This is a genomic window from Streptomyces sp. NPDC045431 (assembly GCF_040646655.1).
Lineage (GTDB): Bacteria > Actinomycetota > Actinomycetes > Streptomycetales > Streptomycetaceae > Streptomyces.
Window position 1 is genome coordinate 1 of sequence record NZ_JBEZAQ010000033.1, and the last position, 26,278, is coordinate 26,278.

Genomic DNA, 26,278 nt, shown 5'->3' on the forward strand with positions numbered 1-26,278 from the left:
CCTCTCGGGCTTTCCTCCGGGCGCTTCCCTTCGGTCTTTCGTGTTTCCAGCTTAGCAGATCCGTTTTCCGTTTCCGCCACCCGCTGGAGCGGGCTACCGGGCCGTTCTTCGCTTTCGCGCTTCCCTTTCCGGCGGGTTCAAACACTATCAGGCTTTCTCCGCCCCTCTGACCACCACCCGGAGGCGTCGGCACAGAGGTGTAGACCACTGGTGTAGACCAGTTAGGATCTCGGCTTGATAGGTGCTGCCGACGACCTGCGACTCACTGTTGTGTCGGGGTCAGGCAGGTGTACGACCCTACCTGCAGCCGGTAGTTGAGGCAAATCGCTCCGGTGCTCCCGAGGGCCATGAACATGGGCTTCTCGGGCGGAACCGGGACATCTCATGACATACGCTTCTGACAGTACGCCGTCCGGGACAGGCAGTGACGGCGACACAGAATCTCCGCCCCCTGGGAGGCTCCCCATGACCATCGTGACGTCGCCGCTCGCCGGCCGGGCCATCGGACTCGCCGCTGTGCCGGACCCCGTGTTCTCCGGGGCGATGGTCGGGCCCGGTACCGCCATCGATCCCGTGCGTGAGCCTTCCGAGGCGCTCTCCCCCGTCGACGGCGTGGTCGTCTCCCTCCACCCGCACGCGTTCGTCGTCGTGGACTCGGAGGGGCACGGGGTGCTGACGCACCTGGGCATCGACACCGTGCAGCTGAACGGCGAGGGCTTCGAGCTCCTTGTGAGCAAGGGCGACACCGTTTCGCGCGGGCAGGCCGTCGTGCGGTGGAACCCTGCGGCCGTCGAGGAGGCCGGCAAGTCCGCGATCTGTCCGATCGTGGCCCTGGAAGCCACCGCCGACTCCCTCGGTGAGCTCCGTGAGAAGGGCGACGTGGAAGCCGGAGAGTCTCTCTTCACCTGGCAGTGAGCGTGCCGCTGTCCCCGGGACGGCGACGGGTCGGACATTCAAACGTGGTGGCGGCGGGCCGCCACTCAATCGGAGACAGGTGTAATGGAGACAACGCTGCGAGGCGTCGGCGTCAGCCACGGTGTGGCGATCGGCGAGGTTCGGCACATGGGCACGGCAGTCCTGGAGCCGCCGGCCAAGCAGATTCCGGCCGATGAGGCGGAGCGCGAGCAGGGGCGTGCTCGCCAGGCCGTGGAAGCGGTCGCGGCGGATCTGATCGCGCGCGGCAATCTGGCCGGCGGTGAGGCCCAGCACGTGCTCGAGGCGCAGGCCATGATGGCCCAGGACCCGGAGCTGATGGCCGACGTCGACCGTCGTATCGCCGTGGGCAGCACGGCCGAGCGGGCGGTGTACGACGCGTTCGCCGCGTACCGGGCGCTGCTCGCCGGGGCCGGGGAGTACCTGGCGGGGCGGGTCGCGGACCTCGACGACGTACGGAACCGGATCGTGGCGCGGCTGCTGGGTGTGCCGATGCCGGGTGTTCCGGACAGTGACGAGCCGTACGTGCTGATCGCGCGGGATCTGGCTCCGGCGGACACGGCGCTGCTGGACCCGTCGCTGGTCCTGGGCTTCGTGACCGAGGAGGGCGGACCGACCAGCCACAGCGCGATTCTGGCGCGGGCGCTCGGTGTACCGGCCGTGGTGGCGCTGCCGGGTGCCGGGGAGCTGGCGGAGGGCACCATGATCGCGGTGGACGGCAGCACGGGTGAGATCTTCGTCGAGCCGAGCGCTGAGCGCCGTGCCGAGCTGGAGCGGGCGGCCGCAGAGCGCAAGGCGGCACTGTCGGCGGCGACCGGTCCGGGGGCGACGTCCGACGGGCACAAGGTGCCGTTGCTGGCGAACGTGGGCGGGCCGGCCGATGTGGCGGCGGCCGTGGAGGCTGGTGCCGAGGGTGTCGGTCTGTTCCGTACCGAGTTCCTGTTCCTGGACGACAGCAAGCAGGCGCCGTCGGAGGACAAGCAGGTCGAGGCGTACCGGAAGGTGCTCGAGGCGTTTCCCGAGGGCCGGGTTGTCGTGCGGGTGCTGGACGCGGGCGCGGACAAGCCGCTGGACTTCCTGACGCCGGCGGACGAGCCGAACCCGGCGCTCGGCGTGCGGGGGCTGCGGGCGCTGCTGGATCACCCGGAGGTGCTGCGGACGCAGCTGTCCGCGCTGTCGAAGGCGGCCGAGGGGCTTCCGGTGTACCTGGAGGTCATGGCGCCGATGGTGGCGGACCGTACGGACGCGAAGGCGTTCGCGGACGCGTGCCGTGAGGCGGGGCTGCGGGCGAAGTTCGGTGCGATGGTGGAGATTCCGTCCGCCGCGCTGCGGGCGCGCTCGATCCTGCAGGAGGTCGAGTTCCTGTCGCTGGGCACGAACGACCTGGCGCAGTACACGTTCGCCGCCGACCGGCAGGTGGGTGCGGTGTCGCGGCTGCAGGACCCGTGGCAGCCGGCGCTGCTGGACTTGGTCGCGCTGTCGGCGGAGGCCGCCCGGGCCGAGGGCAAGAGCTGTGGTGTGTGCGGCGAGGCCGCGGCCGATCCGCTGCTGGCCTGTGTGCTGACGGGTCTCGGGGTCACCTCCCTGTCGATGGGCGCCGCTTCGATTCCGTACGTACGCGCGACGCTGGCGAAGCACACGCTGGCGCAGTGCGAGCGGGCGGCCGCGGCGGCGCGGGCGGCGGACACCGCCGAGGAGGCGCGGCTGGCCGCGCAGGCGGTCCTGTCCGGCGAGTAGGCGCACGGAGGGTGGAGGGGCTTTCCCGCGGTGGCGGGGAAGCCCCTTTCGCTTGCGCGCTCAGTGGTGCGGGGGCGGCAGGTCGTCACTTCCGGTGATGTCGAATCCGGCGAGGTAGTCGACGTTGGGCTCCGGGGAGAGCGGTTCACCGGTGTCGGCGTCGGTGCAGTAGGCGTTGAAGACCTCGGCGGCGCTCAGCGGGATGAGGCGGCCGCGGTCGAGGCGCCAGCCGTGGACGCGGTCGGGGGCGGCCGGTGTGGTGGTGCGCAGGACCAGTCCACCGGCGCTTTGGAGGGCGATGCCGACCGCGAGGACGGTGGTGAACTCGGCGCCTTCGGAGGAGTCGAGCAGGGTGGGGCCGGTGTCCGGGCGCTCGGCGTGGAGCACGGCCAGTAGTTGCTCGTCGCGCGCGGGGATGCTGCAGACGACGTGGTGGGTGCCGGGTCCGGCCTCTTGAAGGAGGCGGTGCAGGAGGTGGGAGGCCCGGTCGAAGGCGTCGCGGCCGATGTCCTGGCCGCAGCGGGCGCACTCTCCGGCGTCGGCGAGGAGCATGGTGGCGTACTCCCAGGTGGCGTGGCGTACGGCTTTGTTGATGAGGGCGGGGACGAGCCGGTCGATGGGTTGTCCGGTGTAGGCGAGGCCGGCGCCGGTGGTGGCGACTTCGGCGGTGAAGCGGCTGCGGCTGGCGGGGCTGTCGGGGTCGAGGCCCGCTTGCGCGCAGTACACGGCGTAGTCCTCGGGGTCGAAGAGGGTGACCGTGGTGTGGCCACCCTGGGAGGCGAGGCTCCTCAGGAGGGCTTCGACCTGGTGGAGGTAGGTCGCGTGGTCGTCGAAGGTGAAGGTGCGGTAGCGGCGCATGGCCGTGAAGTCCTCTTCGTCCGCCAGGAGGCCGACGATGGTCGGGACTTCGCGGCGCAGGGCGCGCCGCATCGCGGTGGTGCTCCGGGTGTGTGCCATGAATCCCCCTGGTTCATCGGTGCTCACTCACCGTAACCGAGGGGTCTGACAACGTGGCTTCGCGGACTCGGTCGCGGACCAGGCGGCGCTGGGCGAGGCAGAGGGCGGCATAGCCGGCGCCGAGGAGGGGCCAGGCGAGTGGGCCCGCGGCGATGACGGCGGTGACGAGGAGCGGTCCCGCGCTGCGCTGGGTGGATGCGGCGAGGCCGTGGACGCCGAGGTAGGCGCCTTGGGCGTCGGTGGGGGCGAGAGCGACGGAGAGTTCCCAGGAGACGACGGCGTGGAGCATCTCCACGAAGGTGAGGGCGATCGCGCCCGCGGTGAGCGTGGCGATGGCGGTCCAGGTGCCGCCGGTCGCGGAGGCCGCCAGGGCGAGGCAGCCCGCGAGGAAGAGGCAGGCGAGCGGGGTGAGCAGGCGTCGGGCGGCGGCGGGGGTGGTGCCGAAGCGGGCGAGCGGCACCTGGAAGACGATCACGAGGACCGAGTTGAGGACCAGCAGCATCGGGGCGAGGCCGACGGGGGCGTCCGTGGCGTGGATGATCCACAGGGGCAGGCCGACCTGGAGGATCGCGTCGTCGAGGAAGAGCGCGGCTTCGGTGGCGGTGTAGAGGAGGAAGGTGCGGTCACGCCAGGGGTTGGAGGGCGGGGCGGGGGTGGGCGTGGCCGCGGAGGTGGTGGAGGCGGCGGCGACGCGCGAGGGTGACGGGGGTTCGGCGCAGCGGAGGGTGAGCGCGGCGATCACGACGTACGAGAGGGCGTTGCCGACGAGCAGGGCCTGGTAGGCGGTGGTGGTGCCGACGGTGAGGGCGGCTGCCGCGGCGAGGCCGCCGAGGGCCCAGCCGATGTTGGCCGCGGTGCGGTTGACGGCCTGGTAGCGGGTGCGTTCGGGGCCCGCGACGCGCGCGGCGTAGAGCTTGGTGAGGACGTTGGAGCCCCGGTCGGGAAGGGCGCCGATGGCGGAGTAGAGCAGCAGGAGGGCGTAGCTGTCGGTGGTGAGGAGGGCCAGGAGGGCGGCGGCGCGGAGGAGTTGGGCGCCGATGAGGACGCGGGTGACGGGGAAGCGGTCGGCGAGGCGTCCGGCGAGTGGGGCGCCGGCGATGCCTATGGCGCCGGAGACGCCGATGAGGATGCCGACTTGGGCGACGGACGCGCCGCTGACCTGGGTGAAGTAGAGGGCGACGGCCGTGGCCCAGAGTCCGGTGCCGGTTTTGTCGATGAGGGTGACGACGAGCATGCGGCGGCCGTCACGGCCCCCTGGGATGTGGATGCGGCTCCGCGTGCGCGGGGTGGGCGCGGTGCGGTGACGGTGCTGGTTCACCGTTTCCCCCTTGACTCCGTATTATGTATTGATACATAGTTGAGTACGTGGCAGCACAATATGCGATCAGTGGGACGTCGGCCAAGGGGATTGCCGCGTCCATCGAGCGGGCCGTGGCCGACGGAGGCCTGGGGCCGGGTGCCGCGCTGCCTCCGGTGCGGCGGCTCGCGGACGATCTGGGCGTCAGCCCCGGGACCGTGGCGACGGCGTACAAGGAGCTGCGGCAGCGCGGGATCGTGGTGACGAGGGGCAGGGGCGGGACCGTGGTGGCGCAGGCGCCGTCGGTCGGGTCGCGGCGGCCGCCGAGGGTGCCGGACGGGGTGCGCGATCTGGCGGGCGGCCATCCGGACCCGGCGTTCCTGCCGGAGCTCCGGCCCCCGTCACCGGTGACGCCGGTGCCCGGGTCGCACCGGGCGTCACCGCGGCTGGCGGCGCTGGAGGAGCTCACGCGCGCGTGGTTCGCGCGGGACGGGGTTCCGGCGGAGCACGTCACCTTCGCGCACGGCGCTCTCGACTGCGTGGCGCGGCTGCTCTCCACGGAGTTGAAGCCGGGCGATTCGGTGGCGGTGGAGGATCCGGGGTTCCATCACCTGCTGGACCTGGTTCCGGCGCTGGGCCTGCGGATGGTGCCGGTCGCGGTGGACGACGCGGGGATGCTGCCCGAGGCGCTGCGGGCGGCCCTTCGCGCGGGCGTACGGGCGCTGGTGTGCAGTCCGCGCGGGCAGAGCCCCAGGGGCGCGTACTTCACTCGGGAGCGGCGGGACGCGCTGGTGGAGGTACTGGCAGGCTCCCCCGAGGTGCTGGTCATAGAGGACGACCACAACGCGGAGATCTCCGGGGCGCCGTCGGCCGTGACGCTGGCGGCCGCCGGGCTGCCGCGCTGGGCGCAGGTGCGCACGGTCTCCAAGCATCTGGGCATCGACCTGCGGTGGGCGGGGCTCGCGTGTGACGCGACGACGCTGGCCCGGCACGACGGGCGGATGCTGCTGACCTCGGGGTGGGTCAGCCACGTGCTGCAGGAGACGGTGGCGCGGCTGATGGCCGACGAGGAAGCCGCACGGCTGGTGAGGCGGGCCGAGGCGGCCTACACCGAGCGGCGGGAGGCGCTGCTCGGTGAGCTGGCGCGGCGCGGGATCGCGGCGCACGGGGCGAGCGGCCTGAACGTGTGGGTGCCGGTGCGCGACGAGTCGGCGGTCGTCAACGGGCTGCGGTCGTACGGCTGGTGGGTGGCCGCGGGGGCCCGCTTCCGGATCGCGGCGCCCACCGCCGTACGGGTCACGACGGCGACGCTGGAGCCGTCCGGCGCGGCGCGGCTGGCCTCGGACTTCGCCGGCGTACTGGGCGAGTCCGAGGCCATGTACGGGGGTTGAGTCAGCCCGTCTTCCCGCCCTTGGCGGCGCGGGTGCGCGCGAGCCCCTCGTAGAAGCGCAGCAGGTCGAGGTTGTCCACGGAGCCGGGGTTGACGGCCTTGGAGAGCTCGGTGCCCTGGAGGAGGCGTTTGACCGGGACCTCGATGCGCTTGCCGGTGAGCGTGTGCGGGACGCCGGGGACCTCGATGATCTCGTCGGGTACGTGACGCGGGGACAGCTCCGTACGGATGGTCCGCTTGATGCGGTCGATCAGCTCGTCGTCGAGGGCGGCCCCTTCGGCGAGGTGGACGAAGAGCGGCATCCAGTAGCCGCCGTCGGGCTCCTCCAGGCCGATGACGAGCGACTCGCGGATCTCGGGGAGGCGTTCCACCGCCTCATAGATATCGGCGCTCCCCATACGGACGCCCTGGCGGTTGAGGGTGGAGTCGGAACGGCCGTGGATGACGACCGAGCCGCGGTCCGTGATCGTGATCCAGTCACCGTGGCGCCAGACGCCGGGGTACATCTCGAAGTAGCTGTCGCGGTAGCGGCTGCCGTCCGGGTCGTTCCAGAAGTGGATGGGCATGGACGGCATGGGCTGGGTGACGACCAGCTCGCCCACCTCGCCGGTCACGGGCTTGCCCTGCGGGTCCCAGGCCTGGAGGTCGGTGCCCAGGCAGGCGGCCTGGAGCTCCCCCACGTGGACGGGGAGGGTGGGGACGGCGCCGGCGAAGCAGCTGCACACGTCCGTGCCGCCGCTGACGGAGGCGATCCACAGGTCGTCGCGGACCTCGTCGTGGAGCCAGCGGAAGCCGTCCGGAGGGAGCGGGGAGCCGGTGGTGGCGACGCACGTGATGCGGGACAGGTCGTGGTCGCGGGACGGGTGGACGCCCGCCTTGCGGCAGGCCATGACGTACGCCGCGGACGTGCCGTAGAGGGTGGTCCCGGTCAGTTCGGCGACGCGCCACTGTGCGCCGGTGTCCGGGTAGCCGGGGCTGCCGTCGTACAGGACGACCGTGGTGCCGGTGAGCAGGCCGGAGACGAGGAAGTTCCACATCATCCAGCCGGTGGAGGTGTACCAGAAGAAGCGGTCCTCCGGGCCGAGGTCGCAGTGCAGGCCGAGCTGCTTGATGTGCTCGAGGAGGATGCCGCCCTGGGACTGGACGATCGCCTTGGGCAGGCCGGTGGTGCCGGAGGAGTACAGGACCCACAGGGGGTGGTCGAAGGGCACCTGCTCGAAGACGGGTTCCGCGTCGCCGTCGGTCAGCGCGGACCAGTCGAGGGCGCCCTCGGGGGCGTCCGTGCCGAGGAGCGGGATGTGGACGACGGCGCGCAGGGTGGGCAGTTCGCGGCGCAGCTCGGCGACGGTGTCGCGGCGGTCGTGCTCCTTGCCGCCGTAGCGGTAGCCGTCGACGGTGAACAGGACGACGGGTTCCACCTGCTGGAAGCGGTCCAGCACGCTGCGCGCGCCGAAGTCGGGGGCGCAGGAGGTCCACACGGCGCCGACGGCGGCCGTGGCGAGGAGGGCGGTGACGGCCTGCGGGATGTTGGGCAGGTAGCCGCTGACGCGGTCGCCGGGGCGTACGCCGAGGGCGCGCAGCTCGGCGGCGAGGGCGCCCACCTGCCGGCGCAGCTCCGCCCAGCTGATGGGCGTCGCCTCCTGGGTCTCGTCGACGTGGAGCAGGGCCGCCGCGTCGGGGCGGTCGGCGGCGGCGCGCAGGGCGTGCTCGGCGTAGTTGAGGGTGGCGCCGGGGAACCACTGGGCACCGGGCATCGAGCGGTCGCCCAGGACCCGCTCGTACGGTGTCGAGAAGCGGATGTCGAACCACTCCGCCACCGCTTGCCAGAAGGTGTCGAGGTGGTCGATGGACCAGCGGTGCAGCGCGGGGTAGCCGCCGTCGGCCGGGGCTCCGTGCCGCTCGGCCGCCCAGGCCTGGAAGCGGGTGACCGCGGCGGTGGCGATACGGTCCTGGTCGGGCTGCCAGAGCGGCTCGGGCTGCGCGTGCTCTGAGGTCATGGGGCTGCTCCCTGGCTGTACGTCCCTGTACGCGGGTCTGCGTGGGTCGCGCGCACGTGCGGGGTGTGCGCGTGACGCGGCTGACAGGGACGATGCCATGTGATCGTTGTTCGCACCAGGGTTCCCCGCCCATGGTCGCGAGGCTGAATATGTGGTCCCACCACGGGTGAACGGCAGTTGAACGGCCCTCCCCCGCGCGTGGGCGGGTGGCAGGGTGAGCCGCATGGACGGTCGTGATCTGGTGCGTTCGGTGAAGGTCTTCTCGACGGTACGGGGCCTGCGGGCCGTGCGCTCGGCGTGGCGGCAGCGCCGTACGGACGCCTGGGGGCTGCCGCCGCGCGGAGCCGAACGGGCGCGGACGCCGGGGCCCGCTCAGGGGGCGCAGCCGCTGCCGGGCGGCGGCGTGGTCACGTTCGCCCGGTCCGTGCTGCGGGTGTGGGTGACGGCCGGCGGCACGGTCTTCTGGGGCTGGGACGGGGCCGAGCCGCTCCCGTCGTACGCGCTGGCCGGCGCCCCTCCGGAGCCGGACCAGCGGGCCGTACTGGAGCCGGACACGGGCGGCGGCTGGCGGGTGGTGGCGGAGCGGGTGACGGTGGCGGTGTCGCGCGACGGCGCTGTGGAGATCCGCACGCCGGGGGGCGTCATGCTGCGCCGGGAGCTGCCGCCCCGCTGGTGGGAGCCGGTGGGCCGGGAGCCCGCGGGCGACGGGACGACGGGCGGGGAGCCGACAGGCGGGGAGCCGACAGGCGGGGAGCCGACAGGCGGGGACCCGGCGGACGGGAGGGCCCCGGCGGGCGGTGCGGCGGCGGGTCCCGTGCGGTGGGTGCAGCGCTCGGAGGTGCCGGCCGACGCGCGGTTCTTCGGGCTCGGCGGGCGGGCGTCGGGGCCACGGCTGCGGGACGGCACGTACCGGCTGTGGAACACCGATCCGGGCGGCGGCTTCGGTCCCGGTGACGACCCGCTCTACATCACCATGCCGGTGCAGCTGGTGGTGTCCGACGCGGGGACCCATCTGGCCTTCCACGACAACTCCTGGGACGGGCTGGTGAGCCTGCGGGAGGGCGAGGAGGGCGCCGGGTCGGGGCACGACCGGCCGGGGGCGAGCGAGGTGCGGATGAGCGGTGGCCCGCTGCGCTGCTGGGTCGTGGTGGGGACCCCCGCGCGCGTGCTGCACGGCTGGACCACCCTGACCGGCGCGCCCGCGCTGCCGCCGTCCTGGGCGCTGGGACCGCAGCACGCGCGGTGGGGCTTCGGCACGGAGCGCGAGGTGCGGCGCGTGGTGGCCGGCTACCGGGAGCACGATCTGCCGCTGTCGGCGCTGCACCTGGACATCGACCACTACCGGGAGCACCAGGTGTTCACGGTGGACCGGGAGCGGTTCCCCGACCTGCCCGGGCTCGCCCGGGAGGCACGCGAGGCGGGGGTACGGCTGGTGTCGATCGTCGACCCGGGGGTCAGGGCGGAACGCGGCAACGCGGTGTACGAGAGCGGGCGGTCGGTCGGGGCCTCGGGTGCGTACGTACGGGACGGGCGGGGCGGTGAGGTGCGGGGGCTGGTGTGGCCGGGTGAGTGCGTGTTCCCGGACTTCACCGATCCCGCCGTACGGACGTGGTGGGGCGGCCTGTACGAGGAGCGGCTCGCGCAGGGCTTCTCCGGGGTGTGGCACGACATGAACGAACCGGTGTCGTTCGCGGCGTTCGGTGACAGGACGCTGCCCCGTTCGGCGCGGCACGCCCTGGAGGGGCGGGGCGGCGACCACCGCGAGGCGCACAACGTGTACGGCCTGACGATGGCCAGGGCGGGCTACGAAGGGCTGCGGCGGCTGCGGCCCCACGAGCGGCCGTTCCTCTTCTCGCGGTCCGGCTGGGCGGGGATGCAGCGGTACGGCGGGACGTGGTCGGGCGATGTGTCGACCGGGTGGCCGGGGCTGCGGGCGTCGCTCTCCCTGGTGCTGGGGCTGGGCCTGTGCGGGGTGCCGTACTCGGGGCCCGATGTGGGCGGGTTCGACGGGATCCCGTCGCCGGAGCTTTTCCTGCGCTGGTTCCAGCTGGGCGCGTGGCTGCCGTTGTTCCGTACGCACTCGGCGATCGACGCGGGGCTGCGCGAACCGTGGGAGTTCGGGCCGCGGGTGCTGCGGTACGCGCGCGTGGCGCTGGCCGAACGCGAACGGCTGCGGCCGTACTTCGTGACGCTGGCCCATCTGGCGCGGCTCACGGGGGCGCCGTACGCGCGGCCGTTGTGGTGGGGTGCTCCGGAGGACCGTGCGCTGCGCGACTGCGAGGACGCCTTCCTGCTGGGCGACGCGCTGCTCGTGGCGCCGGTGATGGCGCGCGGCATGGACCGCCGGGCCGTACGGCTTCCGCGCGGGCGCTGGTACGACACCGCGACCGGCCGGGCGTACGACGGGCCGGGGCAGGTGCTGTTGGACGCTCCGCTGTCGCGTATCCCAGTGCTCGCGCGGGGCGGGGCGGTGATCCCCGTACGGGGCGAGGACGGCGAGGAGGAGCTGGAGGTCTGGGCTCCGGCGGCGGGGCGCACGGGCGGTGGGCTGGTGGTGCGCGACGCGGGTGACGGCTGGGAACGGGCGGAGGTGGAGCGGTACACGAGCCGACTGGTGGACGGCGGGGTCCGGGTGGAGCGGGTGACGGACGACGGCGCGCGGCCGGTGGAGGAACGACGGGTGAGGGTGCGGGGGCTGGGCGCGGTGGCGGGATGACGGCCCCGGCCGGGGCGGGTGGCCGACGGGGGTGGCGGGCTGGGGGTCACGTGTGTGACGGCAAACGGGTGAACGCCACGCACACGCGCGCCGGGTGCGGCGTTACGCAGGGTGGGCCCGGCCGCTCGGTGCCGGGCCGCTCGACGAAGGGATGGACCATGATCAAGCAGGTGCTGGCGGCTGCCGGTGTCGCCGCGGCCGTGCTCGGCGCTTCCGCCTCGGCCGCCTCGGCGGTCGGCGACCGCGGGGTGAACACCCAGAACGGCAACTACTCGGTGCAGGAGTACGGCAACACGGGCAGCGACCCGGCGCTGACGGCCGACCGCAGCGCGGACGAGGCGGCGCTGCGGTCGCTGGATCGCCTGTAGGTCTCAGCAGGGCCCCGCGCGGGATCACCCGGAGGGTGTCCCCGTCCCGTAGCGGCTGGCGAACCAGTTCCGTACGGCCGCGGTGTGCAGCGGGAACGCGAGCTCCGTCGGCGCGTACAGGACGTGGTGGCCCGACGTCTCGGCGGTGGCGGCGGAGGGCGGCAGCCCGGCGGCGGGGCGCTCCGGGAGGAGGCCGAAGAGCAGCAGGTGACCGGCGGGTGAGCTCATGGCGTCGGCGAGGCGGACGTCGGCGGCGGCCGCGGGGATGCCGGTCTCCTCCCACAACTCCCGTACCACCGCGTGCCGCCAGTCCTCCGCGTGGTCGATGAAGCCGCCGGGCAGGGCGACGCCCCCGCGGTGGGGGTCGATGGTGCGGGTGATGACGACGAGGCCGGTCCCGCGTGTGCCGGTGACGGGGAGCAGGGCGACCGCGACCGGCAGGGGGTTGCGGTAGGCGGTGTCGCCGCAGGAGGCGCACGTGCGGGGCCAGTCGGCCGCGGACGGGTAGGGCGCGCCGCAGGCGCCGCAGTGGGAGTCCTTCACAGGGCGGACTGTAGCCGGGGGCCTTGGACCCGGGGCCTCGAGGCTTGGGGGCTGGGCCGGGGCCTTGAGGCTTGGGGCCGGGGCTTGCGGCAAGGCCGGCTCGGGCGAGGGCGTCTCAGAACGAGGCAGGCTCAGGACGAGGGGCTCTCAGGGCGAGGGGCCTCAGGGCGAGGCGGGCTGTACCCGTCCGGGCGGAGCTGGTAGATCCGTGAGCATGACACGACTCGGTACCGCTCTCCGCGCGCTCGTGGCGGCCGCCACCGCGCTCCTCTCCGTGGCGGCGGCACCCGCCGCGCAGGCCACGCCCGAGCCCAAGGCGCCGCAAGAGTTCGTGGCGCTGCGCTCCGTGGATCCGACCATCATCCAGGAGATGCGCTACACCACGGCGCACAACTTCGTCGGCGAGCCGGTGGACGGGTACCGGCAGCCGCTGTGCATCCTCACCAGGCCGGCCGCGCAGGCGCTGCACCGGGCCCAGGTGCGGCTGTTGCGGCAGGGGTACTCCCTGAAGGTGTACGACTGCTACCGGCCGCAGCGTGCGGTGGACCACTTCGTACGGTGGGCGAAGGACCTCCAGGCCGAGCGGATGAAAGCGGAGTTCTATCCGCTCGTGGACAAGTCGCGGCTCTTCGCGGACGGTTACATCGCCGAGAAGTCCGGGCACAGCCGCGGCTCGACGGTCGACCTCACGATCGTGAAGCTGCCCGCCCCGCCGACACGGCCGTACGTGCCGGGCGAGAAGCTGGTGCCCTGCTACGCGCCCCGCGAGGAGCGGTTCCCCGACAACTCCCTCGACATGGGCACGGGTTTCGACTGCTTCGACACGCTGTCCCACACGGACGATCCCCGCATCCAGGGGGTCCAGCGCGCGAACCGGCAGCTGCTGAAGAGCACGCTCGCCGCCCAGGGTTTCGTGAACCTGCCCGAGGAGTGGTGGCACTTCACGTACAAGCCGGAACCCTTCCCGGAGACGTACTTCGACTTCCCGGTGGCACGGCGTTCGGTGGCCGGGCGCTGAACCGACGCTGGAAGACGTGCCACCCGCCGTCCGGGGGCGCGGGGTCCTCAGGGAGCCGCCGGTTCGCGCTGCCGGTCGGCGAGGGTCAGGGCGTGCTCGACGACCGCCACCAGCACCTCCTTGACCGACGCGCGCTCGCGCGCGTCGCACATCAGCAGCGGCACCTCGGGGTCGAGGTCGAGCGCCGCCCGCACCGTCTGGGCGGGGAAGGCGGGCGCGCCCTCGAAGCGGTTCACGGCCACCGCGAAGGGGATGCCCCGCCGCTCGAAGTAGTCGATGGCGGCGAAGCAGTCCTCCAGGCGGCGGGTGTCCACGAGGACCACCGCGCCGAGCGCACCCTGCGCGAGCTCGTCCCACAGGAACCAGAAGCGGTCCTGTCCCGGCGTACCGAACAAGTACAGGACCAGGTCCTCGCGGAGGGTGATCCGCCCGAAGTCCATGGCGACGGTGGTGGTGGACTTCGACTCGACGCCGTGCAGGTCGTCGACGGGCCGGCCCGCCTCCGTGAGGGTCTCCTCGGTGCGCAGCGGCCGGATCTCGCTGACCGCGCCGACGAGGGTCGTCTTGCCCACTCCGAACCCGCCCGCGACGAGGATCTTGAGTGTCACCGGCTCGACCACCGGCCGATTGGCGCGGTGGGAGCTAGAGCGCCCGAAGGCCATTGATCACCTCACGCAGAATGTTCACGTCCGGCAGTTCTGCCGGCGGGACGGGACGGGTTACGTGGACGAGTTCGTCCTCGACGAGGTCGCCCACCAGGACGCGGACCACCCCGACGGGGAGGTCGAGTCCGGCGGCGAGCTCGGCGATGGACTGGGGGAAGTCGCTGCACCGCTCGACGATCTCCACATGCTCCGGGGAGAGCATCTGGTCGCGGCCGGGGTCCTCGGCCGCGGGTTCGGGGACGACCACCGCGATCAGGTCGAGGCGGTGGCGGGTGGCGCTGCTGGTACGGCCGCGGGTCATCGCGTACGGACGGACCACGGGGCCCGCTTCGTCGTCGAACCAGTGGTGTGGCTCCCGGCGGGTCCGGCCTCTGTGCCGGCTGTGCTGCCCTGCTGCGTCACTCATCGCATCCCCCGTTATCCTCCTGCGGTCAGTCCGGTCCGCGGCGCCGTCCCCAGGTGGGCCCCCACCCGCTTGACCATCAGCGTCATCTCGTACGCGACGAGGCCGACGTCGGAGTCGGCGTCCGCCAGGACGGCGAGACAACTGCCGTCGCCCGCCGCCGTGACGAAGAGGAAGGCGTCGTCGAGCTCGACGACGGTCTGCCGGACCCGTCCGGCGTCGAAGTGGCGGCCCACGCCCTTGGCGAGGCTGTGGAATCCGGAGGCGACGGCCGCCATGTGCTCGCTGTCCTCACGGCTGAGGTCCTGGGAGGCGCCGGTGGGCAGGCCGTCGCTGGAGAGGACCAGCGCCTTGCGGATGGAGCCGACGCGGTCGACGAGTTCGTCGAGGAGCCAGTTCAGCTGGCCTGCTGAACCTGGCGCGCCCGGCGAGCCGGTCGACGTGGTTGCTGCGGCGTTCGGTGCGGTCATGGACCGTCCCCCTCCGGTGTCGTTCGTGGTGCTGTCTCACCGCGGAGCGCGCGGGGTGCCGGCGGGGCGTCGCCCTCGGCGTTCTCCCGGCGCCCGCGCTGCCAGCCGCGCTGCATGGCGGCCATGCGGGTGCGTACTGCTTCGGCGTCACGCTCGGCGTCGTGACGGGCGGCGCGCTCACCGGTGCGCCCGGCGTCGCGTCCAGCGTCGCGTTCGGCGTCCCCTGCGGCGGACCGGTCCGTAGATCGGTCGGCGGACCGGTCGGGGGTGTCCCTCAGCTGCGGGGCCAGGCTGGCCTGCCGTACGCGGCGGGGCAGGCCGCCGAGCAGCAGGGTGGCCTCCGGGTCGGAGCCGTGCGCCCCGCGGCTCTGCTCCGCGGTGCCCTCGGTGGCGGGGTGGGCGCGGCCGCGTTCGTCGAGGCGCCGGCCGCGGTGCGCGATCAGGGTCGGGACCGAGGGCTTGCGGCGGGGCAGCGGGACGGGGCCGTCGGCCTGGCGCTCGCGGGCCTGGTCGGCCGTCTGGTGGTGCTGCGTCTCGTCGGAGGCCGCGGAGGAGCGGCCGGTGACCGGACGCAACGGGCTCCTGGGGCGGAAGAGTCCGCCCCGTTCGCTCTCCGTCTCGTCGATGTCCGCGAGGTCGGCGAGGTCCGCGATGTCGCCCAGGCGGCCGAGGGGACCCGTAAGAGGGCCGGTGAGAGCGTCGTCGAAGGGCAGGGCGCCGACCGGAGGCTCCAGCTCGACGGGGCCGTCCAGCAGGGAGGGGTCGAGCCCGGAGGGCACCTGGGAAAGGGCCGCGCGCCGGGGCGGCACCTCGTCGGTGCGGCCGTCGACCGCCCCGCGGTCCAGCGTCTTGCGGTCCAGCGCCTTGCGGTCGCCGGTCCTCCGGTCGCCGGCCCTGCGGTCGCCGCCCTTGCGGTCGAGCCGGAAGCCCGAGCCCTGGGTTTCGGGCGCCTCGGTGAGCAGCGCGGCCGGGATGAAGACGACCGCGGTGGTGCCGCCGTACGGGGAGGGCTGGAGCGACACCCGTACGTTCTGGCGCTGGGCGAGCCGGCTCACCACGAAGAGGCCGAGCCGGTCGGTGTCGGAGAGTTCGAACTCCGGTGTCTCGGCGAGACGCAGGTTGGCGTCGAGCAGCGCCTCCGGGGCCATACCGAGCCCGCGGTCGTGGATTTCGAGGGTGAAGCCGTTGGCCACCGGCTCGCCGTGCACCTGGACGGCGGTGTGCGGCGGGGAGAACACCGTGGCGTTCTCCAGGAGTTCGGCGACCAGGTGGGTGAGGTCGGCGACGGCCGGCCCGCTGACCCCGATGCGCGGCAGCCTGCGCACCTCGATGCGTTCGTAGTCCTCGACTTCGGCGACCGCCGCCCGTACCACGTCCATCAGCTGGACGGGCTTGCGCCACTGGCGGGAGGGGGCGGCACCGGAGAGGATCACGAGGCCCTCGGCGTGACGGCGCATGCGCGTGGTCAGGTGGTCCAGTTTGAACAGGTCGGCCAGTTCGTCCGTATCCTCCGTACGACGCTCCATGGTGTCGAGGAGGGTGAGCTGGCGGTGCAGCAACACCTGGTTGCGGCGGGCGAGGTTGACGAAGACCTCGGAGACGCCGCGGCGCATGTCGGCCTGCTTGACGGCGGCTTCGACGGCGGCGCGCTGCAGGGTGTTGAGGGCCTGGCCGACCTGGCCGACCTCGTCCTTGTCGTACTCGAGCTGCGGCACTTCGGTCTCGACGTCGACCTGTTCGCCGGCGGCCAGGCGGCGCATCACGCTCGGCAGGCGTACGCCGGAGACCTCCTGGGCCTCCTTGCGCAGCCGCCGGAGGTCGCGGACGAGGTCGCGGCCTATGCGGACGGAGACGATGATCGAGACGAGCAGCGCGAGGAAGCCGAGGACACCGGCGATCCCCGCCTTGAGCAGGACGTTGTACGCGGTCGGCTGCACGCGGTCCTGGTAGCGGTCGCCCGCCTCGGTGTTGGCCGAGGCGAGGTGGTCCAGGACCGGGGTGGCGGCGTCCCGCCAGTGGGACGCCTGGACGGTGCGGGGTGTCTCGGTGGCGCCGGCGGCTATGAGCGCCTCTTCGGCGTCGCGCAGCGGTTCGGTCGCGGGGCTGCGCCAGTACTGCTCGAAGAGCTCGCGTTCGGAGCCGGGCAGGAGCTCCAGGTTGACCTCGTAGAAGAGCCGGCGCTGGGCGACGAGGTCGGTGAGGGCGCGGATCTCCTCGGGGGTGATACGCCTGTTGATGAGGGCGGAGGAGACGAGGGCGTCCTCGCGGGAGAGCATCTCGCGGGCACGCACGACGCCGACGAGGGCGCGGCCCTGCTTGTCCATCTCCACGTTCTCCAGGGCGTGGAGGTTGAGGAGGAAGGTGTAGCAGGGGTCGACGAGGCGGTTGTAGAACTCGAGCGCCTGCATGCGGCCGACGGCACGGTTCTCGACGGAACGGCGCAGTCCGGAGAGGCCGTCGAAGGCTTGGAGGAGCGAGCTCAGCCGACGGGCCGCCTGGGGTTGCATGGCGTCGGTGACGCCGGAGTCGGCGGCGTTGGCCCGGATGCGGGCGATGGTCCGGTCGGTGGCGGCCTGTTCGCGGCGCAGGGTGGGGAGGGCGTCGGACGCGCGTGGATCGGCGAGGTAGACGAGGGTCTGGCGGCGTTCCCGCTGGATGACGCGGACGGTGTCCTCCAGGGGGTAGCCGACCTTTTCGACGATGTAGCCGACGTCGAGGAGTTGGTCGGCCTCCCGGCCGGTGAGGAGTGTCGCGAACCCCCACAGCCCGGTGAGGGAGACGAGCGGCACGAGCAGCAACGCCACGATCTTCCTGCGGATCGACTTCCCGCGAAAGCGCATGGCCTCCCCCAGCTCGGACCCGACCGGTGAGGGTGCCGTCCGGCGCGGGTGTACACATCAACACATCAACAAACGGCGCGAGCCTACTACTGCATCGCAGGCATCTCGAAGGTGCGTCCGGGCGATTTTCAGCCGCGGGACGGGGCGTCGATCACGGGTTTTCCGGGTATTCGCCGCCCTGGCACTTCCGTCTGCGGTGGATGGTCCCTGGCGGGGCGACATGTGCCCGGCGGTAACGGTTGGCTGGAACTGTGCGTTCCGCGGGGAATCTTCGCCGTCGGCCGGACGTCTACGAACAGGGGAGGCGCGGAACTGTCGGCGTAAAGCGGCTCATGACGGGCAGCCACCCTGAAAACGGTCGGCTGTGGGGAGTGGCGGTTGCGATGACGACGGAGCGGCGGGAACTGTGGGTGGAGGAACCGGCGACGCGGCGCAGGCTGCCCGATCCGGTCCGTACGGCGGCGGTGCGTGCCGTGCTCGTCGCCTCGCTGACCCTGATACAGGCGACGGTGGCGTTCCTGTGCACGCTGGCGGGCTCGTGGTTGGCGTTTCCGATGGTGCTGAGCAGCATCGCCAGCACGGTGGTGGCGACGTGGGCGGCGGCGGACGTGTGGGTCACCCGGCAGGTGTGGAACCAGCGCCATGGTGTCGTCTCCGTGCCGAGCAGCACGGCGCGTCAGCTGCGGCGTGAGCGGCGTATGGCCCGCCGGGCGGCGCGCGTGCAGACGCGGGCGGCGCGGGAGGCGGCACGCATACGGCTAGGCGGGGAGGAGGCCGGCGCGGGTGCCGGTACCGGCGCGGGTTCCCGTTCGGGTTCCGGCCGCGGGCGGCAGGGCGCGGGAACGCTCTCCCGGGCCTGAGGCACACCGGAGCCGGTGCCTGCCGGGCGCTGGTGCCTGGCAGGTGCCGGTGCCTGCCCGGGCGGCGGTGCCCTGGCCGGGCAATGGCGCCTGGCCGGTGCAACCTGCCCGTGCGGCGGTGCCTGGCCGGGCAATGGCGCCTGGCCGGGCGGCGGTGCCTGCCCCAGACGCTCGTGCCTGCCCGGCTGCCAGTGCCTGCCCGGGCGGCGGTGCCCGGCAGGAGCCGGTCTCCGGCCCGGGGCGCCGCGAGGCGGGCCCCTGACGATCACCGGGCTGCTGCGCCGCAACGCCCAGCAGTCCGCCGACCGGCCCGCGCTCCGGCGGGCCCGGAATCCGGCGGCGGTTCCGCGGCTACTCCGCGGAGGGCGCCGGCTCGGGCGCCGGCGTGCGCTTGAACATGCGCGTCGCCGTGATCTCGCCGTGCACGGCCGCCTCCCCCGCCGGGCTCTGCTGCGGCAGCCCGGGCCGCAGGTGTTCCTCGACGCTGATGTACTTCAGCCCCGCGCGCAGGTCCGCGTCGTTGCGCAACCGGATGACCAGCGGGAACTCCGCGAGCGCGGTCGTGTCGAACAGGCCCGTCGTGTACAGCAGCTGGACGCCGAGCGCGTCCGACACGGCCCGCTGCAGCTCCAGCAGGTACGTGGCGTTGGCGCGGCCGATCGGGTTGTCGAGGAAGAGCGTGCCCGCGTGGCGGTGCTTGTCGCGGCCCCGGTCGTTGCTGCGCAGGGCGGCCATCGTGCAGTAGAGCGCGATGGCGGCGGTGAGCAGCTGCCCACCGGAGAAGACGTCGCCCATCTGCCCGACCGGTACGCGCTCGGCGCGCAGCACCGCGTCGGGCTTGAGGATCTCCACGGCCACGCCCTTGGGCTGCAGGGCGGCCTGGACGCCCCGCAGCAGCAGCGACATGCCGTCGCGGCGCAGGTCGGAGTTCTTCTTGACGGCGGCGCGGGTCGCCTCGTCGATGACCTCGCCGAGCCGCTCGGTCAGCGTCGCCTGGTCGGGCTCCTCGAACCGGATGCGCAGGAACTCCTGACCGGACCACTCGCCGAGCCCCTCGGGCAGCCGGGAAAGGCGCTGGGCCGAGCGGAGCGTGGTGAGCGCGGACTCCACCAGCCCGCGCAGCCGGTCGACGATGGAGTCGCGGTTGCGCTCCAGCTGCGCCAGCTCGTCGGTGAGCACGCGCAGCCGGGGCGCGAACGCCTCGGCCCACTTGGCGGCGTGCTCGGGCAGCGCGGAGGCGGGCAGTTCACGGATCTGCTGGCGGGCCGGGGTGCGGACCTGTTCGTACCGCGTGGAGTTGGCGTGCCGGATGAGGACGTCGCAGGCCTCGCGTACGGCGGCCTCGGCGGCCGACAGGTCCTGGGAGCAGCCGCGCAGGGAGCGGCGGGCCTCGGCGGCGGACTGCCGCGCCTCCTCCAGGCTGCCGGGGTACGGCTCGGGGGCCTCCGGCTCCTCCTCGGTGGCGTGGTCGCGCAGGAGGTCGCGCAGGAGCGCCGCCGTCTCGTCGAAGCCGCCGGCGGCGTCCTCGGCGGCGCGGTGCGCCTGGACGAGACGGGCGTGCGAGGCGCGGGCGGCTTCGAGCTCGTCCGTGCGGGCGGCCAGATCGGCGGTGGCGGAGCGCAGGAGGGACTGGGCGTGGTCGGGCTCGGTGGGGATGAGCTCCTCGGGGAGCTCGGTGTGCGACTCGCCGTCCGCGGGGGCGAGGCGTTCGGCCTCGCCGCGCAGACGGCCGAGCTTCTCGCTGGCCTCGGAGGCGCGGGTCTCCAGCATCTGGACGAGGGACTCGGCGCGGGCGGCGGCGGCCTGGCGGGAGGGGCCGTCGGCGCCGTCCGGGCTCTGGAGGAGTTGTTCGGCGCGGGTGCGGACCTTGTTGGTGAGGCGGTCGAGCTCGGCGAGGGCGGCGGACTCGTCGCTCTCGGCGCGGGCCTGCTCGGCGCGCAGGTCGGCGCCGACGCCGACCTTCTCGTACAGCTGCGAGGCGGCGCGGTACGCCTCGCGCAGGGCGGCCAACGGTACGCGCGGGGCGTCGCCGTCCTCCTCCGGCAGGTTCTCCGGGGCGCCGGCGATCTCGGAGCGCTCGGCGCGCAGGGCGCGGGCGGTGCGGTGGGCGTCGTCGGCGGCGCGCTGGGCGGCGCGGCGGTCCTCGTCGGCGGCGCGTGCCCGCTCCAGGCAGGTCTGGGCGCGGGCCTCGTACTCGGCGGCCTCGTCGGCCAGTTCGCGCAGGCGGGCCTGCCAGCCGGCCCGTTCGCGCAGCCGGAAGGCCAGGCCCGCGAGGGCGTCGGCGACACGGCGGGCGCGCTGCGCGGCGTCCTGCCGCTCGTCGCGTACGCGGGCGGCGTCGGCGGCCGCCTCCTCCGCCTCGGCCCGTACGGTACGGGCTTCGGCGAGCGCGGCCTCGGCCGCTTCGGCGGCCACGCGCGCGGTGGCGGCGGCTTCCGCGAGCTCGGTGAGCATGCCGGGCGGGCAGTCGGCGCGCCAGGAGCCGATGCGGGCGGCGAGCGAGCGGTCGCGGGTGAGGCGGGCGGCGAGGGCGCGGATCTCCTCGTCGCGGGCGGCGGCGCGGGCGCGCAGGGCCTGGCGCTCCTCGTCGGCGGCGTGCTCGTCGTGCATGGCCGGGTTCGGCGGCACGAGGAACACGTCCGTGTCCGTGTCCGTGGGCGCCGGCACGGGCGCGAGGAGCGCGGCCGCGGTGCCCACGGCGACGGCGGAGCGGGGCAGCAGGGCGGCGTCGGCGAGGGCCTCGCGGGCCCGGGCGTACGAGACGGGGTCGGTGATCACGACACCGTCGACCAGCTCGGGCCGGGCGGCGAGGACGGCGGCGTGGTCGGCCGGGTCCACGGCCTGGGCGAGGTAGCGCCAGCCGGGGAGCGCGGGGATGCCCTGTTCGCCGAGGAACTCGACGGTGGCGAGGACGTCCGGGCCGGGTGGCAGCAGGCCGCCGTCGCCGAGGGCGCCGAGGATGCGGGAGTCGTCGGCGGCGGCGGTGCGCAGCTCGAAGAGCTTGCGCTCGGCGGTGGCGATGCCCTGGTCGAGGAGGTCGCGCAGCTCGTCGGCGTACCGGTCGAGCTCCTCGGCGGTGAGGGGGCCCTGGGCGGCGGGGCGGGTTCCGGTCGCGGCGCCGTCGATGCCGTCGGTGCCGTCGGATACCGCGTCCTGATCGGACGGGTCGCCGTCGCCGCGGCGGGGTGCCGGGACGACCGAGGTGCCGGGCGGGGTCGGCCCGGGCAGGCTCAGCAGTTCGGCGAGGCGTTCCTCGGCGGCGAGGGAGTCGGCGGCGCGGCGCTCGGCCTGGTAGGCGTTCTCGGCGGCCTGGGCGGCGTCGGCGGCGCGGGCGGCGGCCAGTTCGGCGCGGGACTCGGCGGCGGCGGCCTCGCGGGCGCGTTCGGCCGCGGCGCGGGCGGTTTCGCGGGCCTCGTCCCAGGCGGCGACGGTGGTCTTTTCGGCGTCGCTGGCCGCGAGCGCGGCGCGCGCCGGGTCGGCGTCGGGGGCGGTGTCGTCGAGCCATCCCGCGCGTACGGCCTCGGCGGTCTCCTGCTCGACCTCGGCGAGGCGCTGGCGCAGGTGACCGGCCTCGCTGCGGGCGCGCTGGGCCTCGGTGGCGGCGGCGGTGGCGTCGCGGTGGGCGGTCTCGGCCGCCTCCTGGAGGGCGGCGGAGCGCTCCTCCTCCTCATCGGCCTGCCGCTCCCCGTCCGCGGCGGCGGCGTGCAGCGCCCGTACGAGGTCGGCGGCGGCCTTCGCGCGGGCGGCGAGCGCGGGTGCGGCGTCCCGCTCGGCCTCGCGGATGGCGGCGGACACACGCGTCGAGCGGTCGGCGGCGGCGCGGTGGCGCAGGACCACTTCGGTGGCCTGCCAGGCGGAGTGCAGCGTGCGGGCGTCGATCAGCTCGCGGCGCTGCGCGGCGGCGCCCTTCTCGGCGGCGGTGAGCGCCAGGGAGGCGTGGCGGTAGGCCAGTTCGGCGGCGATGTGGGAGGCGCGGGCGCGGACCTGCTCGGCCTCGGTGACGGTGTCGGCGGCAGCGGTGACCTGCTCGGCGAGGGTGGCGGCGCGGCCGCGCTCCTCGGCGGCGTGGGCGGAGAGACGGCGGGCGAGCGTACGGGTGCGGCGCTCGGCTCCGGCGTGGACGTCGCGCGCGCGGGCGCGGGTGTCCGCGGCTTCGACGATCCGGCCCAGGAGATCCACGGAACCGGCGGTGAAGTCGCGTTCGGCGGTGAGTTCGGCGCGGCGGCCGAGCTTGTTGCCGAAGCCGCTGACGAGGTCGGCGAGGCCGTCGGTGTCGCGGGTGTCGGTGACCGCGCGCAGCAGCAGGTCGGTGAAGTCGGAGTCCTTCTTCACCGCGAAGAGGCCGGCGGCCTCGCCCTCGTCGGCGTTCATCTCCCGCTGGTAGCGGAAGAGTTCGGGGTCGAGACCCAGGTCGCCGAGGTGTTCGTTCCAGCGGTCGTGGATCTCCTCCCAGTAGACCTCCAGGTGCGGGTACGCCTTGCCGGCCTCGGTGAGGGCGTCGCGGAAGCCCTTCATGGTGCGGCGGCGGCCCTGGGCGCCGGAGACGCCCTCGGCGGGCGCGCGGACGGCGGTGGACTCGGCGACCGGGAGAGAGTCGAGGCTGAGGCCGGGCCCGGGGCGGAAGGAGTACCAGGCCTCGGCGAACTTGCGCGGGTCGTTGGAGACCTGCCGGCCGCGCCACTCGCTGACCTTGCCGACGACCACGAGCTCACCGGTGAGGGTGTGCTGCCACTCCAGGGCGACGTGGCCGCAGTCGTCGGCGAGCAGGAACTTGCGCAGCACGCCGGAGCTGGCGCCGCCGAGGGTGTTGCGGTGGCCCGGCAGCATCACGGAGAAGATCAGCTTGAGGAGGACGGACTTGCCGCCGCCGTTCTCGAGGAAGAGCACGCCCGCGGGGGCGGGGCGACGCGGCGGGCCGACCGGCTCCTCCTCGAAGAACTCCGCCTGGGTGGGGGCGGGGTGGGGCACGGGCGCGCCGACTCCCCGCAGGTCCAGCACGGTGTCGGCGTAGCGCGCACCGGCGGGCCCGATGGAGTAGAGGCGGACCCGGGACAGCTCGTACATGGCGGCGGACTTTCGCTTCTGGTCTGGGTTACGCGTGGAAGGGCAGGCCGGCGTCGGCGACGAGGTCGAGGTCGTCTCCGTCGGGCGGCGGCAGGAGGGTGGCGGAGCCGTCGCTCACCGGCACGACGCCCAGCTCCAGCAGCTCGGCCATGGCGGCGTTGCCCGCCATGTCCCGGACCTGGAGCTGGTAGCGCGCGGTGGTGCGGTAGGAGCCGCCGCCCTCGTCGCCGGTGCGCTGGAGGAAGCCGGATTCGGTGAGGAAGGCGACCGCCTTGCCGATGATGCCGGTGGTGGAGCCGGCGAGGCGGCGGGCGTCCTTGGTGGCGCCGGTGGCGCTGCGCCGGGCGTAGATGCGCCAGGCGGCCTCCAGTCCGGGGGCGTCGGTGGCCGGGTCGGTGTTCTCGCCCTGCTGCTCGGCGCGCTCCTCCAGGCGGCGGCACGCCTGGCGGACGAAGGCGTCCACGCCGTTGACGGTGATGCGGCCGATGTAGGTGTCGTCGGCGAGGTCCTCGGGGCGGGGGAAGGCCAGGGCGGCGACGGCGAGGTGGGCGAGGCCGTGGAGGAACCGGTCGGCGGAGTCGGTGGAGGCGCGGCGGGCGTAGTCGCCCATGCGGACGGCGAAGACGGAGTCCTCGCCGGCGGTGACGGCCATGCCGGCGCGCGGGGAGACCTCCAGGACGATGAGCCCGAGGCCGGTGGCGACGGCGTCGGCGAGGCGGGCGAAGGCGGGCTCCTCGCGGTAGCGGCGCAGCAGGTCGGCGTACTCGGCGTCGCGGGCGGGGAGCAGCTTGGGCTGGAGCCCGAAGGAGACGAGCCGGGCGGCGTCGGCCGCGTCGGCGGGCGTGACGGTGCCGGAGGCGGCGGGCTCGGACGCCTGCGGGGCGTCGAGCTCGCTCCACGCGTCGGCGTGCTCTGCGTGGTGGTCGCTCACGGCTGGGGCTCCTTGCTGGGGGCGGGTCGGTACGGGGTGCGGGGGCGGGGCGCGGTACGGAGACGGCGCTCGGTACTCGGTCGGCGCTCGGCGCGGAGGTGGCCCACGGTACGGAAGCGCCGCCCGGCACGGGCTACGGCAACGGCGGCGGGCGCCGGTCCGGGTGCCGGCAGAGGTGCGGGCGCGGGCGCGAGCACGCGTGCTGTCCGGTGCGCTGTCGGGCGCGTCGGGGTCCAGCGCCGGGTCGGGCGCGTCGCGGTCCAACGTCGTGTGGGGCGCGTCGCGGTCCAGCGCCGTGCCGGGCGCGCGGTCCGGGGCAGGGCCGGGCGGTCGGTCCGGGGAGCTGCCGCGCGAGCGGTCCGGGGCAGGGCCGGGCGGTCGGTATGGGGCAGAGCCGGGCGTAGGGCCCGGGACGCTGCCGGGCGGTCGGTCCGGGCGTGAGGTCGCCGCCGCTGCGGCGCGGGGCGGCGCGTCATGTCGCGTCCGTGCGGTCCGCGGCCATGCCCGCCGCGTCCAGCAGGGCCGTACCGACGATCAGGTCGGCGCCGCCGAACTCGGGATCGTCCAGTTCGGTGCCGTCGTCGACGGCGAAGAGGAGCCGCTCCTCGCCCTGCCGGTAGGCCGTACCGACCGGGGGACTGGCCGCGTGGATCGCCAGGAGGGCGACGAGGTACGGCAGTTCGGGGTCGCGGCGGCGCGCTTCGGCGAGGAGGCCGGAGAGCCGGCGCGGGGCGTCGTGCTCCAGGTCGAGCAGCTCCATGGCGGCGGCGAGCTGCTCCTCGCTGAACCGGCTGTCGTCCGGGGTGGCGATCAGGTCCGGCTCGGGCATCTCGGCGCCGAGGTGCTCGCGCTCCAGCGGCGGTGTGAGCAGCAGGTCGACCAGGTCGCCGAGGCGTACGGAGGCGGGGGTGCGCAGGCCGGTGCCGTGCGCGAAGTAGGCGTCGGTGACGCGGAGGGACTGCTCGAGAGGGAGCGGCAGCAGCGGGGCGACGAGCTGGCCGTACAGGTCGAGGCCCGCACGGGCGGTGGGGGTGGCGAAGGCCTGCCGGTCCTGTTCGGCGCGGAACAGCGGGCCGGCCTCCAGCAGCCGGGACTGGAGCTGGGTGTGGCGGCGGATGCAGTCCTTGACGATGTCGACGAGCTCGGCGGCGCGCCGCTTGTGCTCCTGGTCCTCGGCTTCGTCGCGCGCTTTGCGGATGTTGGTGAGGATGGCGTTCTCGTGGCGGTACCGGTCGGCGACGTGTGCGAGCGCCTCCTCGATCATGTCCGGCACGGTCTGGAGCCAGTCGACGGCGCGGACGTTGCGCCGGGTGGCCTCCAGGGTCTTGCGGAGAGTCTCGGCGTACTGCACGGTGCGGTAGCGCGCCTGCTCGGCGGCGAGCTGGGCGTCGGCGAGGCGGCCGCGGCTGATGAGCACCTCCAGCTTCACCTCGGCGGCGATCTGGGCGCTGGTGACATCGGTGTCGAGCGCTCCGACGAGGACGTTGACCGCTTCGTCGGTGGTGCGGAGGTAGACGGTGCCGCCGTAGCCGGGGACTTCCTCGAGGAGCTTGAAGTCGTAGTCCCGGCGCACGTAGACGCCGTCGGGCCCGAAGGTGCCGTACACGGCGCGGAAGCCGCGGTCGACGCTGCCGACGTTGATCAGGTTCTCGAGGACCCAGCGGGCGACCCGTTCGTGCTCGGCGGTGGGCCGCTGCGGGGCCTGGGCGGCGACCCTCGGCAGCAGCCGGGCGACGATCTGCTCGTGGTCGGCGCCGGTGTCGAAGTCCATGTTGAGCGTGACGAGGTCGATCGCGGAGAGCGCGATCTCCGCCATGCCGTAGACCGAGTACTCCCCCGCCAGGTTCGCCTTGCGGGCGTCCAGGTCGTGCAGCGGCGCGGTGCACGCGAGCGCACGCAGCCGCCGCGCCAGCCCTTCGTCGGCGGCCGGGCCCTGAGCAGGCCGCGGCCCCGCGCTGAGCTGGGGCGGAGCGAGATCCGTCGAGACAGGCGAAGTCACGCTGCACAGATTAGGTCCTCGGACTGACAACGGTCGAAACGGCGCAGACGGCCCCGTCCCGGCCGCCCCCGGGGCACCTCACCGGAACAC

At 74.0% G+C, this 26,278-nt stretch carries 18 protein-coding genes; 7 read left to right on the forward strand and 11 right to left on the reverse strand.

Annotated elements, in window-relative coordinates:
- Window positions 1-465 precede the first annotated feature (465 nt).
- Window positions 466-915 carry a PTS glucose transporter subunit IIA gene (locus AB0A69_RS33050; RefSeq protein ID WP_361429687.1) on the forward strand — a complete coding sequence of 150 codons (450 nt, stop codon included), beginning with the start codon at window positions 466-468 and terminating at the stop codon, window positions 913-915.
- Between the two features lie 84 nt (window positions 916-999).
- On the forward strand, window positions 1,000-2,670 hold the full coding sequence (gene ptsP, locus AB0A69_RS33055) for a phosphoenolpyruvate--protein phosphotransferase (protein WP_361429689.1): 1,671 nt from the start codon (window positions 1,000-1,002) through the stop codon (window positions 2,668-2,670).
- Between the two features lie 60 nt (window positions 2,671-2,730).
- Here ptsP and AB0A69_RS33060 read toward each other — a convergent pair whose 3' ends face one another.
- Both AB0A69_RS33060 and AB0A69_RS33065 read right to left on the reverse strand, forming a co-directional pair.
- Window positions 2,731-3,627, reverse strand: a complete 897-nt coding sequence (locus AB0A69_RS33060; protein ID WP_361429691.1) for a hypothetical protein — start codon at window positions 3,625-3,627, stop codon at window positions 2,731-2,733.
- Between the two features lie 13 nt (window positions 3,628-3,640).
- A complete protein-coding gene (locus AB0A69_RS33065) occupies window positions 3,641-4,945 on the reverse strand; it encodes an MFS transporter (protein WP_361429693.1) in 1,305 nt (434 codons plus the stop codon).
- A gap of 47 nt (window positions 4,946-4,992) precedes the next feature.
- Between AB0A69_RS33065 and AB0A69_RS33070 the strand changes: the two genes are divergently transcribed.
- On the forward strand, window positions 4,993-6,315 hold the full coding sequence (locus tag AB0A69_RS33070; RefSeq protein ID WP_361429695.1) for an aminotransferase class I/II-fold pyridoxal phosphate-dependent enzyme: 1,323 nt from the start codon (window positions 4,993-4,995) through the stop codon (window positions 6,313-6,315).
- Window position 6,316: 1 nt separating this feature from the next.
- Here AB0A69_RS33070 and AB0A69_RS33075 read toward each other — a convergent pair whose 3' ends face one another.
- Window positions 6,317-8,311 carry an acetoacetate--CoA ligase gene (locus AB0A69_RS33075; RefSeq protein ID WP_361429697.1) on the reverse strand — a complete coding sequence of 665 codons (1,995 nt, stop codon included), beginning with the start codon at window positions 8,309-8,311 and terminating at the stop codon, window positions 6,317-6,319.
- Between the two features lie 223 nt (window positions 8,312-8,534).
- On the opposite strand from AB0A69_RS33075, the gene AB0A69_RS33080 reads away from it, so the two are divergent.
- Window positions 8,535-11,027 (forward strand): glycoside hydrolase family 31 protein, encoded by a 2,493-nt coding sequence (locus AB0A69_RS33080; protein WP_361429699.1) that lies wholly within the window; start codon window positions 8,535-8,537, stop codon window positions 11,025-11,027.
- A gap of 158 nt (window positions 11,028-11,185) precedes the next feature.
- Window positions 11,186-11,395, forward strand: a complete 210-nt coding sequence (locus tag AB0A69_RS33085; RefSeq protein ID WP_361429701.1) for a hypothetical protein — start codon at window positions 11,186-11,188, stop codon at window positions 11,393-11,395.
- 24 nt (window positions 11,396-11,419) lie between these two features.
- Here AB0A69_RS33085 and AB0A69_RS33090 read toward each other — a convergent pair whose 3' ends face one another.
- A complete protein-coding gene (locus AB0A69_RS33090; RefSeq protein ID WP_361429703.1) occupies window positions 11,420-11,938 on the reverse strand; it encodes an NUDIX domain-containing protein in 519 nt (172 codons plus the stop codon).
- 214 nt (window positions 11,939-12,152) lie between these two features.
- Between AB0A69_RS33090 and AB0A69_RS33095 the strand changes: the two genes are divergently transcribed.
- Entirely contained in the window at window positions 12,153-12,956 is an 804-nt protein-coding gene (locus tag AB0A69_RS33095; protein ID WP_361429705.1) for a M15 family metallopeptidase, read from the forward strand.
- Between the two features lie 47 nt (window positions 12,957-13,003).
- Here the strand turns inward: AB0A69_RS33095 and AB0A69_RS33100 are convergent, their stop codons facing one another.
- The 4 genes from AB0A69_RS33100 to AB0A69_RS33115 are packed head-to-tail and all read right to left on the reverse strand — an operon-like array spanning window position 13,004 to window position 17,334.
- The gene (locus AB0A69_RS33100; protein WP_361429707.1) at window positions 13,004-13,618 is read right to left on the reverse strand and encodes an ATP/GTP-binding protein; all 615 of its coding nucleotides are present in this window, start codon (window positions 13,616-13,618) and stop codon (window positions 13,004-13,006) included.
- The gene (locus AB0A69_RS33105; protein ID WP_361429709.1) at window positions 13,599-14,027 is read right to left on the reverse strand and encodes a DUF742 domain-containing protein; all 429 of its coding nucleotides are present in this window, start codon (window positions 14,025-14,027) and stop codon (window positions 13,599-13,601) included. Before AB0A69_RS33105 ends, AB0A69_RS33100 begins: the two co-directional genes overlap by 20 nt.
- An 11-nt stretch (window positions 14,028-14,038) precedes the next feature.
- Window positions 14,039-14,494 (reverse strand): roadblock/LC7 domain-containing protein, encoded by a 456-nt coding sequence (locus AB0A69_RS33110; protein WP_361429711.1) that lies wholly within the window; start codon window positions 14,492-14,494, stop codon window positions 14,039-14,041.
- Window positions 14,491-17,334 carry a nitrate- and nitrite sensing domain-containing protein gene (locus AB0A69_RS33115; protein ID WP_361429713.1) on the reverse strand — a complete coding sequence of 948 codons (2,844 nt, stop codon included), beginning with the start codon at window positions 17,332-17,334 and terminating at the stop codon, window positions 14,491-14,493. Before AB0A69_RS33115 ends, AB0A69_RS33110 begins: the two co-directional genes overlap by 4 nt.
- 383 nt (window positions 17,335-17,717) lie before the next feature.
- Between AB0A69_RS33115 and AB0A69_RS33120 the strand changes: the two genes are divergently transcribed.
- On the forward strand, window positions 17,718-18,194 hold the full coding sequence (locus AB0A69_RS33120; RefSeq protein WP_361429715.1) for a hypothetical protein: 477 nt from the start codon (window positions 17,718-17,720) through the stop codon (window positions 18,192-18,194).
- A 351-nt stretch (window positions 18,195-18,545) separates the two neighbouring features.
- Here AB0A69_RS33120 and AB0A69_RS33125 read toward each other — a convergent pair whose 3' ends face one another.
- The 3 genes from AB0A69_RS33125 to AB0A69_RS33135 all read right to left on the reverse strand — a co-directional run bounded on the left by AB0A69_RS33125 (window position 18,546) and on the right by AB0A69_RS33135 (window position 26,188).
- On the reverse strand, window positions 18,546-23,258 hold the full coding sequence (locus AB0A69_RS33125) for a hypothetical protein (RefSeq protein ID WP_361429717.1): 4,713 nt from the start codon (window positions 23,256-23,258) through the stop codon (window positions 18,546-18,548).
- Window positions 23,259-23,286: 28 nt separating this feature from the next.
- Complete coding sequence (locus AB0A69_RS33130; protein ID WP_361429719.1) at window positions 23,287-24,189, reverse strand: hypothetical protein; 903 nt, start codon at window positions 24,187-24,189, stop codon at window positions 23,287-23,289.
- 472 nt (window positions 24,190-24,661) lie between these two features.
- On the reverse strand, window positions 24,662-26,188 hold the full coding sequence (locus AB0A69_RS33135) for a hypothetical protein (RefSeq protein ID WP_361429721.1): 1,527 nt from the start codon (window positions 26,186-26,188) through the stop codon (window positions 24,662-24,664).
- Between the last annotated feature and the right edge of the window lie 90 nt (window positions 26,189-26,278).